The 11,849-nt window shown below is 50.2% G+C and carries 14 protein-coding genes; 2 read left to right on the plus strand and 12 right to left on the minus strand.

The features are described from left to right. Positions 1-76: 76 nt before the first annotated feature. On the minus strand, positions 77-1,408 hold the full coding sequence (gene rimO / locus ABIE61_RS02655; protein WP_354406446.1) for a 30S ribosomal protein S12 methylthiotransferase RimO: 1,332 nt from the start codon (positions 1,406-1,408) through the stop codon (positions 77-79). A 184-nt stretch (positions 1,409-1,592) separates the two neighbouring features. Between rimO and ABIE61_RS02660 the strand changes: the two genes are divergently transcribed. Continuing rightward, complete coding sequence (locus tag ABIE61_RS02660; protein WP_091826925.1) at positions 1,593-2,186, plus strand: LysE family translocator; 594 nt, start codon at positions 1,593-1,595, stop codon at positions 2,184-2,186. On the opposite strand, the gene ABIE61_RS02665 is transcribed toward ABIE61_RS02660, so the two are convergent. From ABIE61_RS02665 to ABIE61_RS02680, 4 genes are read right to left on the minus strand one after another with little or no spacing between them, the layout of a single operon-like run. Next, complete coding sequence (locus tag ABIE61_RS02665) at positions 2,148-3,008, minus strand: helix-turn-helix domain-containing protein (protein ID WP_354406449.1); 861 nt, start codon at positions 3,006-3,008, stop codon at positions 2,148-2,150. The genes ABIE61_RS02660 and ABIE61_RS02665 overlap by 39 nt on opposite strands. A gap of 56 nt (positions 3,009-3,064) precedes the next feature. Continuing rightward, positions 3,065-3,556 carry a GNAT family N-acetyltransferase gene (locus ABIE61_RS02670; RefSeq protein ID WP_091826923.1) on the minus strand — a complete coding sequence of 164 codons (492 nt, stop codon included), beginning with the start codon at positions 3,554-3,556 and terminating at the stop codon, positions 3,065-3,067. A 39-nt stretch (positions 3,557-3,595) separates the two neighbouring features. Beyond that, positions 3,596-4,228 carry a LysE family translocator gene (locus ABIE61_RS02675; RefSeq protein WP_354406450.1) on the minus strand — a complete coding sequence of 211 codons (633 nt, stop codon included), beginning with the start codon at positions 4,226-4,228 and terminating at the stop codon, positions 3,596-3,598. 24 nt (positions 4,229-4,252) lie between these two features. Next, on the minus strand, positions 4,253-5,902 hold the full coding sequence (locus ABIE61_RS02680) for an ABC-F family ATP-binding cassette domain-containing protein (protein ID WP_354406452.1): 1,650 nt from the start codon (positions 5,900-5,902) through the stop codon (positions 4,253-4,255). 268 nt (positions 5,903-6,170) lie between these two features. Between ABIE61_RS02680 and ABIE61_RS02685 the strand changes: the two genes are divergently transcribed. Continuing rightward, a complete protein-coding gene (locus ABIE61_RS02685) occupies positions 6,171-7,361 on the plus strand; it encodes a midcut-by-XrtH protein (RefSeq protein ID WP_354406454.1) in 1,191 nt (396 codons plus the stop codon). A 133-nt stretch (positions 7,362-7,494) separates the two neighbouring features. On the opposite strand, the gene ABIE61_RS02690 is transcribed toward ABIE61_RS02685, so the two are convergent. From ABIE61_RS02690 to ABIE61_RS02720, 7 genes are all read right to left on the minus strand, one after another. Continuing rightward, on the minus strand, positions 7,495-8,106 hold the full coding sequence (locus ABIE61_RS02690; RefSeq protein WP_091826920.1) for a hypothetical protein: 612 nt from the start codon (positions 8,104-8,106) through the stop codon (positions 7,495-7,497). Positions 8,107-8,152: 46 nt separating this feature from the next. Further along, positions 8,153-8,509 (minus strand): hypothetical protein, encoded by a 357-nt coding sequence (locus tag ABIE61_RS02695; protein ID WP_354406456.1) that lies wholly within the window; start codon positions 8,507-8,509, stop codon positions 8,153-8,155. 95 nt (positions 8,510-8,604) lie between these two features. Beyond that, complete coding sequence (locus tag ABIE61_RS02700; protein ID WP_354406459.1) at positions 8,605-9,222, minus strand: OadG family protein; 618 nt, start codon at positions 9,220-9,222, stop codon at positions 8,605-8,607. 115 nt (positions 9,223-9,337) lie between these two features. Next, on the minus strand, positions 9,338-9,697 hold the full coding sequence (locus ABIE61_RS02705; RefSeq protein WP_354406461.1) for a hypothetical protein: 360 nt from the start codon (positions 9,695-9,697) through the stop codon (positions 9,338-9,340). Positions 9,698-9,784: 87 nt separating this feature from the next. After that, positions 9,785-10,567, minus strand: a complete 783-nt coding sequence (locus ABIE61_RS02710) for a class I SAM-dependent methyltransferase (RefSeq protein ID WP_354406463.1) — start codon at positions 10,565-10,567, stop codon at positions 9,785-9,787. 137 nt (positions 10,568-10,704) lie between these two features. Next, a complete protein-coding gene (locus tag ABIE61_RS02715) occupies positions 10,705-11,298 on the minus strand; it encodes a hypothetical protein (RefSeq protein WP_354406464.1) in 594 nt (197 codons plus the stop codon). A 100-nt stretch (positions 11,299-11,398) separates the two neighbouring features. Beyond that, positions 11,399-11,686, minus strand: a complete 288-nt coding sequence (locus tag ABIE61_RS02720; RefSeq protein ID WP_354406466.1) for a hypothetical protein — start codon at positions 11,684-11,686, stop codon at positions 11,399-11,401. Between the last annotated feature and the right edge of the window lie 163 nt (positions 11,687-11,849).

Raw genomic sequence — 11,849 nt, forward strand, 5'->3', positions numbered from 1 at the left:
TGGCCTAACCCATAAGCAAAACCCGGGCCATCATATTACGCGCCCGGATTTGGCGTGGATCAGGGTAAAACAAAGCTCAGGGCTTGATGCGCTCGCCCCAAAGGTCGTGCTCATCTGCATCGGTTACGCGCACACGCACCCGGTCGCCCGGCTTCACGTTCACGTCATCGAGCAGATAGATCTGACCGTCGATTTCCGGTGCATCCGCCTGCGTACGCCCAATGGAGCCATCCAGACCGACTTCATCGATCAACACTTCAAGCTCGCGGCCAATCTTCTGTTGCAGCTTGCGCGCGCTGATGGCCGCCTGCTTCTCCATGAAGCGCGCCAGACGCTCCTCTTTCACCTCTTCAGGTACAGCAGGGTGAATCGCATTGGCGGTCGCGCCCTCTACCGGTGAATAGGTGAAGCAGCCTACACGATCCAGCTGAGCCTCATCCAGGAAGTCGAGCAGGTACTCGAACTGCGCATCGGTCTCGCCCGGGAAGCCGACGATAAAGGTGGAGCGCAGCGTGATGTCGGGGCAGATGTCGCGCCAGGCATTGATGCGATCCAGCGTTTTCTCGCTGGCGGCCGGACGCTTCATGGCACGCAGCACATCCGGATGCGCGTGCTGGAACGGTATGTCCAGATAGGGCAGGATCTTGCCCTCGGCCATCAGCGGAATCACATCATCCACGTGCGGATAGGGATAGACGTAGTGCAGACGCACCCAGGCGCCCAGATCACCCATCGCTTCGCACAGCTCTTTCATGCGGGTCTTGAGCGGACGCCCCTGCCAAAAGCCAGTACGGTATTTGGTATCTACGCCGTAGGCACTGGTGTCCTGCGACACCACCAACAGCTCCTGTACCCCGGCACTCACCAGACGCTCGGCCTCATCCATCACATCGCCCACCGGACGCGATACCAGATCGCCGCGCAGTGAAGGAATGATGCAGAAGGTACAGCGGTGGTTACAGCCTTCCGATATTTTCAGGTAGGCATAATGACGCGGTGTCAGCTTGATCCCCTGCGGTGGCACCAGATCGATGAACGGCTCATGCTTGCGCTCGGGCTTGGGCAGGTACTGATGCACCGCGCCCACCACCTGCTCATACTGCTGCGGCCCGGTCACGGCCAGCACCTGCGGGTGGATATTGGTAATCTCATCCGCCTGCGCGCCCATGCATCCGGTCACGATCACCTTGCCGTTTTCGTTCAGGGCCTCGCCAATCGCTTCCAGGGATTCCGCTTTGGCTGCGTCGATAAAGCCACAGGTGTTCACCACTACCAGATCCGCCTGATCATAGGAGGGCACCACCTCGTAACCATCGGAGCGCAACTGGGTGAGAATACGTTCGGAATCAACCAGCGCCTTGGGGCAGCCAAGGCTGACAAAACCAACTTTGGGTGTGTGTGCAGACATAGGGATCAACTGTTCAGGATTGAGCCTGAGGGCGAGCGCCGACAGGGGTTAAGAAAGGCGCGATTATAGCGCAAAGCGGTGGAAGAATCCCTATCCCGATCGGCCCGAGCAGTGCAATTTTGTTCAATACGCCAAGCGGCATCTATCGCACACTCTGGCCGAACGCACTGGTAGAGAGACCATAATGACACTCACATTGATTCTGCCCATGGCCGCCTTTGCGCTTGCCGCATCGATTTCACCGGGCCCTGTGAACCTGGTATGCCTGAGCAGCGGTACCCGCTACCCCATTTCCAGGGGCCTGATCTTTGTGACCGGTGCCACTCTGGGGTTTATAGCACTATTTATGACCATTGGCCTGGGGCTTTATTCCGCGCTTCTGGCGCTACCGGGCGCTGCCACCTTGCTGCGCTGGGCTGGCATCGCCTTTCTGCTGTACCTCAGCATTCAGCTGTTTCGCGATAACGGCCAACTGCCGGAAGAACATGCCAGCAAGGCGCCGGGCTTCATGACCGGGGCCATCATGCAGTGGCTCAATCCGAAAGCATGGCTGGCCTCGGCGTCGGGCATCGGTGCCTACACCAGTGGTCAGGATGTGAGAGAAGTCTTCCTGTTCGCAGCTCTTTACCTGCCTATTTGCTGGCTGTCGTTAAGCTGTTGGGTCTACACCGGCGCCTATCTGCGCCGATTCATCCAGCGCCCCCGCACACTGGTCCTGATCAATCGAGCACTTGCCGTGCTACTTGCGGCCAGCTGCATCTATCTGCTGATCGACTGATCCTCGGCGGTATTGCTGTGGCGTTGCCGCCAGCAAACGCTTAAACGTACGCTGAAAATGTGGCTGGTCTGCAAAGCCGGCATCCAGTGCGGCCTCGGCTATCGGCGCCCCCGTTTTCAACGCCTGCTGTGCATATTGAATGCGGCAGTTGATCAGATAGGCATGTGGCGTAAGACCAAAATGGCGCTTGAATGATCGAATCAGGTAACCGGCACTAAAGCCCGTACATTCACACAAGCTGTCGAGGGACACGTCGGCGGTTGCGGCATGCGCCTTGAGATAGTCGGCCACCGCTTGAAGATTGTCCGGGGCCTTGGGCTGCGGTGCAGCCGTATGGCCAGCGAGGCTTTGCATAAATCCCGTCAGATATTCAACAACGGCGGTCTGCTTCTCCAGCAACGCGCGGTCTGGATCAAGCAGGCATTGCGCCATCATGCAGTAGCCGTCATATATCTGCTGATGCGTCAGTGTTGCTGTCGGAATATCTTCCCAGACGGGCCGATCCAGCAGGCCGGCTTCGTGGCGCAATCGAGCCAACCAATCCGTATCAACATACAGCATCAGATAGCCCCACGGCTGGTCATCGATCGGGTTGCAGGCATGCACCCACTCCGGATTCACGATAACCAGATCGCCCTCACCGACTCGATACTGCTCATCACGGTACAGAAACGTACTCTGCCCCCTCGTAATGGCACCCAAGGACCACTGCCTGTGGCTGTGAGGCGCATAACACACCTTTCTGCCCGCCTGCACTTTTCGCAGCTCAATGTATGGCATGCGATTGTCTCGCCAGAAAACAGGCTTTTCTGAATCAGTCATATGCAATCAGGACTCCTGCCCTTACTCCTCAACCACTATGCCAAATGGCAGACACATCAAACAGCTTCAAGATTCTTTTGCCAAAAAACGGCACTCCCCGCCTTGGGGTCCAGCTCGTAACCGGAGAAGCCAAACTTCTCATAGGCTGATTTGGCCACGGTATTGTTACTGAGTACCTCTAGGGTGATTTTGCAACACCCCTTCTCTTTCGCCACTGCCTCAACTTTCTCCAGAAGCCTTTGGCTCAAGCCCATGCCTCGGTACTCACCGAGTACACAAATATCATGGATATTGATCAGCGGCTTGCAGGCAAAGGTTGAGAACCCCTCAAAGCAGTTCACCAGACCGGCCGGCTTGTCATTCACATAAGCAAGTATACTGAACGCATGGGGTATGGCAGACAACGCCGGCACCAGGTTGCACATCACATCATCCTTCAGGGGCTCGCCGCCACCCATCGGATCGCAGGCATAGACATTCAGCAGAAACGGGATGTCCAACTGGTGTCGACTGTTCTCGTAATCAGCCCGTACAACTTCAATATTCATTTTCATCCTGTTTGTCCTAAACATACGCAGCACAGGCTGTCATACTGCTCTATGTGATGTACCGGCCAACGCGATACCAGAGGCAACGAACGCTCCCCCCAGAACCTTCCCCAGGTAATTGTGTCGTGACTCCAAATACCTTTTCTGAGTTGTATGAATTGCATACGCATACCCAAGTATGCAGCAGAACGACAAGAGCATGAAGGTACCGACAAGAATACTGAATTGGAAAAGCACAGGCTGGTCATGCGCTATGAATTGGGGAAACAGAGCCGTTGTAAATGCGATGGCTTTGGGGTTACTCAGCGCAACAGCCAGTCCACTTGAGTACAGCTTCATGCGACTGGCATTTTGCAATGTTGCAGAGCTCGAGCTTTTGACCGTTGCGAACCCGTTTCGCCAAAGCTTGATTCCCAAATAGATGAGATAGATTGCACCTACAAATTTAACAACCGAGAACAAGAGCGCCGATCCGAGGATAATCGCGCTGAGACCGGCAACAGACATCGCTGACATGATGAACAAGCCGGTTATGTTTCCCAGTATCGTGAAAACCGATCGCTTCACTCCATAGGCAAGACTGTGTGAAGTCGCAAGCAGGATGGCAGGGCCTGGGGTAATGGTTGCGATAAACGCAATCGACAAAAATAGCAGTATGTTCGAAATATCCATGGTGCTTACCTTTTTTGGCGCAACCTAATGCACAACCTCAGAGAGATGAAAGCCAGACAGTGACGGGCACTGCAAACGCCAACCATGCTCAGTTGCACACACGTGATCCGTCAGCTCAACGTTTTTCAAAAAAACATCATCATGCGACACAACCACCAGAGCGCCTTTATATCCCCGCAGCATGATTTCCAATGCTTGTACTGACATCAAATCAAGGTGGTTAGTTGGCTCATCCAGTAACAGTAGCTGCGGTGGCGAGTCAGCATAAAGTACACAGGCAAGTGCTCCTTTAAGACGCTCACCACCGCTGAGCAACCCACTGGGTGTCGTGATTTTGTGCGCTTCAAGCCCTACTTGAGCCAAGCGCATACGCAGATCACTCTCCGTCGCTGTGGGATTGGCGATCTGAAGCTGTTCCAGCACAGTTTTCTCTGAATCAAGTTGCTCCAGCCGCTGATCGAGATATGCATACTCAGGTGTCACAAGGCATGTCCCAGACACGGGCGCAGCCTTACCGGCGAGCACTCGCAGCAACGTGGATTTGCCACAACCATTCGGGCCACTGATACCGATACGCTGCTGCCCGCCTATGGTCAAGCTTAATGTGCGGGTATCCCCTTCCAAATGCGGCAATATCACATTATCCAGCTCAGCCACACAGCGTTTTGCAGTCCGCGTCACGGGGATTGCATGCAGGGTTACGTGCGATTCATCTTCAACATGATTAGCCGCTTCCCGTACACGTTGATCAAGTCGCGCTCGAGTAATGGCCTGTTTCTGGCGTAGCGAACCTGATGACACCTCACTGCGCTCTTTTTGCCGATCCAGCAGTATTTTAGCCTGGTTCGACTCTTTTCCTTGCCGGTTGCCACGTGCCTGCCGTTGTTCCTGACGCAGGCTGTGCTTCCGCATTACTCGTTCCTGACGTTGCCGTTCAAGCTTGCATTCATCAAGTGTTTGCTGGGCGCTCTGTCGTTCATGCGCACGGGTTTCGACGTAAAATGAATAGTTGCCTCCATAGCTGCGCAGCCCCTGGGGGGACAACTCCACGATACGTTCCATCGACTCCAACAACTGCCTGTCGTGGCTCACCACGATCAGCCCTCGCGACCAACGCTGCAGTTGCTCGATTAACGCCTGCCGATTTGGACGATCAAGATGGTTGCTCGGTTCATCCAGAATCAAGAAATCCGCATCCGACAGCATGGCCCCAATCAGAGAAACGCGCATTTCCTCACCGCCGCTTAGCATGTCGACCGGTGTATCGGCATGCATGTGGCCCAAATGATTGCGTTCAAGTTCATTCTGGAGCCTCTTGCGCAGATCCCAGTGATCGCCCAGCGCCTCGAAATCTTCCGCGGCTATACTGCCTGATTCAATACGACACAGTGCATCCAGTCGGTGCCTAACTCCTGCCAAGTCGGCCACTGTAGAACCCCTTGAACGACCCACGTGTTGCGCCAGGTAATGCACGCTACCGGCACACCGACAATAACCGGTACCGGGCTCCAGCAATCCGGCCAGTAACTTTGCCAGTACAGTTTTACCAATACCGTTGCGCCCCACCAGTCCTGTTGGGCGCAAATCAAATTGTTCATTAAGAGCGGAGAAAAGGGTCCTGCCGTCCGGCAGAACGAAAGACATGTCTTTCACTACGAGATTAATATTCGTCATGCTGTATTCCAAAGATGCCAAGAACTCCCCCTGCTCTCGGGGGCTGATGGAGACTGGCCGTCACAACAACGGCGGCATCAATGGCGCATTGGACAAACACCTCATATTGGAATAAACAGGCTATATATTGTACAACACCGAAGAAAATGAACAATAACGCAGTCGAGCTTACTGGCTCAGGGGGTATGCTGGTTAACTTTCTGCGTCAGTCTAAACACAAAAAAACCTATCAAATATTCTAGCAGGCCACAGGAGGGCTGCATAAGCGATGAAAAAAAACTGGATGTGGATGCTGCTATTGCCGATTGCAGCGAACCCATTGCTTGCACTTGCTGCAGGCACACTAACCTACGGCCCTGTAGGAACTGGAGGGGCTGCTCATGCGATTCCGATTCCCTCGCTGCTGCTGTTACCACTTGGAATCATCCTTGCGATTGTTGGCTTGCGCCAACTGAGTCGCAACCGCACACAACAAATACTCGGATTGTTACTAACAGTAGGTGGTACCGTAACCGCGGTATCCAGCGGCGTATACATTCAAGAAACAACGGCAAGCCCTGCAACGACAGAATTGTCCGAGCAACAGGGAGGCAGCGTAGCAGTGCCAATCGGGCCACAGGATTATCGCAACACCAGTGGTATTACGCTGGAAATACGCTCTGTTAATGCACCGGAGACCTATTGCGTATCCGATAACCCCATTTCCGAGTGCCTTGCAGGCAACACACTGGAAAATGGTGCAATCTGCCAGACCAGCTTTACCTGCGTGTCACCCGTCCCGGCCCAGGCCATCGACGATATGGCGGCAGTCACAAATGGCGGCAACGTACAGATCAATGTGCTCGATAACGATCTTGGTACACCGATCAGCGTGCTGTCGTTTGGAAGCTCGGGCGCCACTGTTGGCAGTACCAGTGCCGATGGCACAACGGTGCTCAGTCTTCCTGTAGCAGGTGGGACACTGGACGTTACCATGACCAGTAGTGGAGTATTCTCGGCTCTTGCCAATGGCACAAGTGGCGCAGGCACTGTAGCAGTGTACTACGAGATGGCTTCTGCTAATGGCAGCTCAGACATCGGCATGGTGTCAGTCCAGATCGGCGATTTGCCCTCCGCTGTAGACGACACCCCAGCCACGCTTGGAAGCGGTAATGAATACTCTACAGATGCCGGAGTCACACTCAATATAGGAGCCGGCGTCGGGCTGCTCAACAATGACACCCTCGGTACGCCGGCAGCCAGCTTGAGCCAGTGGGGGGGCGGTGATGCAAGCGTATCGGCAGACCTTATACCCAACACTTCCAGCCCGTTTGCCGGAGGTACAATTACCGTCTACTCAGACGGCTCATTCGATCTTGTGAACCCTACAGTGCCTGGCACATACACATTCGATTATCAGATACAGAACAGTATAGGCAGCAGTACAGGCACAGTAGCGGTGGAGGTCCTCAGCCCATAAGTTAAACCCGAAGATTGGGCATGACCATAAGTATTAACTTCTTGGTCATGCCCTGTCTGCGTGCTTCGCAGTTATCCTTGCCGTTCAGCGACGGATAAGTGCCTATTGAGACCCCGATTGACCGAGATTACCATTACTGGATGGCGCTCACCTGAGACTCGTACTCTTCAAGAATCTCACAGGCCTTGCCAAGGTTCGTCGTGGAATACTGCCCGATTTGAACATCCATAACCCGGAATTGATCAACATCCTCACGTGTGATCCGCTGCTCCTGAAAGGCGCGAGTTACCGCTTGCATCGCCTCACCATAGCGAGTCCAAAGCGAACCTTGGTCGCACTCCGCATTCTTGTGCACCTGAACGACACCGGCCGAATTCCCGCCATAGGCTTCAATCAGTCCCTCGTATCCCTGACAGATGGTCGGATCGACCGCCGTAGATGCCTGTATCGACTCAGGGCTGGGTATCTCGCCCATCATCACATTCAATGGCGTGGACTCATCCACCATCTGAGTCAACTTTCCGTGTAGACTCTCGGGAATAGGCTTTCCAGCCGCTTGCAGCTTTACTATCTCCAGATTCAGCTCTTGCATAACATTGTTAAACCGGAGCATGCTATCCTGGGCCTGTTTATAGCTACACTCTGTTGCACCTGCTCCACCATCCCCCGCAAAGACAGGAACAGAAAGAACTCCAGCCACACAAAAACAAGAAATGGTGTTTGCAATGGTTGAACCGATTTTCATACGTTAGTCCTTTAAAAATTCTGGGTAGCGCCGTTACTATTAATTCTTACGCGTGGTATGCACAGCCTTCAATTAAAACCTGTCCAGCACGCTCCTTAAAACCGTAGATCAGAAGCCCTGGCTCTTTTCGCTTTTCCAGTTCAACCTTCCACAACACAATCACATGATCTGGATTTCTATGTATAGCCACCAAATCTGCTATTGTGTGTTTTCCATATATATCATAATTTTCTTCAATCTGCCGCTTAAAATCTTCTTCAGGGAAAGTATCCGAGGGGCTCTCTTCGTAGAAATAGCGTATAAACTCATTATAGTTCTTTTCATTCCATGCGTTCTCGGTATGCTCAGCCAACGGCTTTACAATATCGATTATTTCCTTGTCACTAAGATCCCCGGAATCCATACTGCTCTCCATAATATATAATTTAAATATAGCACCATATAGAAATATTTTTTAACTATAAATGTTATCGATTTTTTGAATTATTAGGCATATTGTTACCCATTATACACATATAAAACAATGTTTTCTCTTGGGCTTATAACAATTAAACCAATACGCCCATAGGCATAGTAACTACCTTCACTATTGATTATATAGATTGCTTGCCTCAAAACATCGTCATCAATATTTATACAAAAACCATATCTGCAAATATAATCATAAACATCAAGGCGCCCTCCTTCATCATATTTCCAATACTTTTCCTCTTTTACAGGCGTTTCACTCCATGAATCGTATATCCCACGCCACCGTCTATTTTTCTGATTTTCATTTGCAGGTAGAGTTTCAAAATACTCAATACCACGCTCTTTAATTTGATTAGATATTTTTTCAGATAGTGGATAAACCCTTATACCTGCCTCATTACCACCTGGGCCAAAACCCCAAGATTTCTCCTTACTATAAGCAATAGAGTTAACCTGAAGAGCATCCGGAACAACACTTAATTTGAAGTTTCTCTCATATATTTTCAAGGCCACAATAAGGCTTGTGATAAGAGTAAAAAATAAAAAGAAGAAATAAGAGCGTGGCAATTTATTAAATGCATAAATAACCAGAGCCAATATCGTGATTAACACTAAGAACACGGTTAAAAGCATGATATATATCATAGTATTCCTGATATCGCCATCAAAGACCGGTGGTCATATGTTGGTCCCTGTATGAATAAATCCGTATCATTACCATGAACCTAGCAATAACATCAGGATTTTTTACAAGTGGTGGCTATAGCCAATTCCTGGGATAAATAGCAACTATCTGCCAATTACGGCAGTAGCCTTTACCATCACTACACGCCTCAAAAACACCAAGCGTAGAAAAAAACAACAATAGCACGCTAATTAAAATACAGCCGAAAAAATAAAAAATGCGCGGATTTTCATCACAATATATTCTTGCAGAAAAAATAAGGCCAGTAACCAAAAATGCTGTAGATAAAACCAAAATCCAAACTTTAATTATAAGCTCAAAAAAACCACCAGGCCCATCAGATCTTATGGTGGTAGTAAAATGAAAACATATAATAAAGCAAACTAGATTCATTATATTATAAGATAAATAAAAAACGATTCGATTCCATTTCATGAATGTATCTATTTCTTGTACGGGATTATTATGCCACATAATTCACAGGCCAATTCACGTTTTTTAATCAGCTCAGTATAAAAATTTTTAGGCGACTTTTCGCCCAGTTATACTGTAGACAATTGGAATATCATTTCCTTTGTGGCTCAGGTAAAAACGACCCGGTTCACGCTCAACCATACCCTCGAAGCAGTTGTATGGACTGAACGGATACTCGCTTACACGCTCAATTTGAATGCCAACATTAATCAATGCGTTAATAACGCTAGACATTGGATGTGCCCAAGTCGCAAGCTTGACTATCGCATCTGAGCCATTTTCTGTGTACGTACCTTCTTCATCCACATCAGGTTGCACTTGAGTGAAATACGAATATCCTGACAAAAGGTCATAGATAGGATGAAATTCCGCAATATAAAAGCAACCGCCAACTGCAAGATTTGAAGAGACAATCTCAGCCCATCGGCTTAAATCTGGTAGCCAGCAAAGTGCGCCGTATGAAGTAAACACGATATCATATGAGGCTAAGTCTGAGCGTTTGAAAGAATAAACATCTGTACATACGAACTCTGCATTCAACTTGAGTTCCTGAGCCAGGCTCTGGGCTTTCTGAATGGCAACCGGCGATATGTCAACGCCCGTGCAAATTGCTCCCTTGCGAGCCCACGACAGCGTGTCCATGCCAAAGTGACACTGTAGATGCAGCAAAGATTGGCCGTTCACGTCCCCAAGCTCTGACAACTCGATTTCACGAAGAGAGGTTGCACCTGCCAGAAAGCCCGACAGGTCATAGAAACTAGAGCCGAAATGAGCTACTGCACGCCTATCCCAACCTGCGCGGTTCATCTCTAAGTAATCAAACTCCTGCACTTTTCTCTCCCAAATCGCTTGTTCTACCCACAGAAAGTGGACACTTTGGTTATGCGTATTGACGCATACTCTGCCAGAATCAAATAGACCAAAGCGTAGTAGAGGGCCCCAGGCCCGGAACAAACTACAACAACTGGTTAAGAAGTATGCCCTAGTAGCGCTCCGTATATGACGATCAATACGCCAAACACCTGCTGCTTTAATCCGCCAAGGGTGGTGTTATCCAGTTTACCCTCGACACCTCGAATGCCAGCCTGATTTTCAGCTATTTTAGATAAAAGCTCATTTTTCACATCAGATACTAGGCTTTTGACAGCCTCTTCCCTCTGGTGCATTTCCTTGTAGGTTTCGTCAACTTGACGCTCAAGCTCCTCGACCCTCTCCTCCAAGGTAATCGCTCTACGCTTTACTCGACCGCTAGCTGAAGCAGAAATACCAATCTCGGCTTTCAAGGAAACTTGGACGGTTTTCGGCTTACTCCAAAGAGGGCAGTTTCGAAACCACTGTCCAATTAGCAACCAAATATTTTGGCCACGTAATGCAGCGAGGTTGCTGTCAATCGAATAGAGAACCATCAGTCCGCCGATAATTTGGAGACCCAATGAAAAAACCGAGTTAGTTTCTTCTATTTTTTGTGGGAATGCCTGCAATGACAACCGGTGCACTCCAATGATCAATGCCGCTGCCCAAATGGGCCAAGCATCCATAAACCATCGGTAAAACCGCTTCATATACGTTCCCTGATATTCTTAACGCCGGCCTATGGGGCCGAAACGTAGCGCCAGCGCAGTGGAGGTCCCAGCCGCGATAGCGGCGAACATCAGGCCCTTGTTATACGCTTTCACTTGCTTCAAGCTCCCTTTCAAATTGAGCTATTAGTTCCTTAACCTCTGGATGCCTTTGAACCCAGAGTTCCCCTAAATATTGGGTTACGCTAAGGCCACCTAAGATAAAACGTACTTTCCTTTCCTTTGACGCACGAAGTAGATCATGCCCTTTATCGATGACATCTTCGCTTAGTTCAGCAACAGATTCACCAAGCTCCTTACCCCATTCCCTTTGGATGGCTGAGATTAGTTTTCCTGCCGCTTGTTCTAGTGCCAACTTATTCGATGCCATATTTCGTATAACGTTTAGTTAACGTGCCGCTGAAAGCGCAAAAAAATATACGTTGGCACAGAGTTCATGATGAGTCACCGATACTCCCCCTTTCAAGGTCACGTTCAACGCCTTGTTGGACATAATCGCTTACTGCCAATGCCCCGTCTTCTTTTATAAAGGA

Source organism: Marinobacterium sp. MBR-111 (assembly GCF_040547585.1).
Taxonomy (GTDB): domain Bacteria; phylum Pseudomonadota; class Gammaproteobacteria; order Pseudomonadales; family Balneatricaceae; genus Marinobacterium; species Marinobacterium iners.

Excerpts from the sequence above, each read along its gene's own strand:
- ABIE61_RS02665 (WP_354406449.1), bottom strand. The coding sequence starts at position 3,008 with ATGACTGATTCAGAAAAGCCTGTTTTCTGGCGAGACAATCGCATGCCA.
- ABIE61_RS02680 (WP_354406452.1), bottom strand. The coding sequence starts at position 5,902 with ATGACGAATATTAATCTCGTAGTGAAAGACATGTCTTTCGTTCTGCCG.
- ABIE61_RS02705 (WP_354406461.1), bottom strand. The coding sequence starts at position 9,697 with ATGAAATGGAATCGAATCGTTTTTTATTTATCTTATAATATAATGAAT.
- ABIE61_RS02720 (WP_354406466.1), bottom strand. The coding sequence starts at position 11,686 with ATGGCATCGAATAAGTTGGCACTAGAACAAGCGGCAGGAAAACTAATC.
- ABIE61_RS02695 (WP_354406456.1), bottom strand. The coding sequence starts at position 8,509 with ATGGATTCCGGGGATCTTAGTGACAAGGAAATAATCGATATTGTAAAG.
- rimO (WP_354406446.1), bottom strand. The coding sequence starts at position 1,408 with ATGTCTGCACACACACCCAAAGTTGGTTTTGTCAGCCTTGGCTGCCCC.
- ABIE61_RS02675 (WP_354406450.1), bottom strand. The coding sequence starts at position 4,228 with ATGGATATTTCGAACATACTGCTATTTTTGTCGATTGCGTTTATCGCA.
- ABIE61_RS02685 (WP_354406454.1), top strand. The coding sequence starts at position 6,171 with ATGAAAAAAAACTGGATGTGGATGCTGCTATTGCCGATTGCAGCGAAC.
- ABIE61_RS02700 (WP_354406459.1), bottom strand. The coding sequence starts at position 9,222 with ATGATATATATCATGCTTTTAACCGTGTTCTTAGTGTTAATCACGATA.
- ABIE61_RS02660 (WP_091826925.1), top strand. The coding sequence starts at position 1,593 with ATGACACTCACATTGATTCTGCCCATGGCCGCCTTTGCGCTTGCCGCA.
- ABIE61_RS02670 (WP_091826923.1), bottom strand. The coding sequence starts at position 3,556 with ATGAATATTGAAGTTGTACGGGCTGATTACGAGAACAGTCGACACCAG.
- ABIE61_RS02715 (WP_354406464.1), bottom strand. The coding sequence starts at position 11,298 with ATGAAGCGGTTTTACCGATGGTTTATGGATGCTTGGCCCATTTGGGCA.
- ABIE61_RS02690 (WP_091826920.1), bottom strand. The coding sequence starts at position 8,106 with ATGAAAATCGGTTCAACCATTGCAAACACCATTTCTTGTTTTTGTGTG.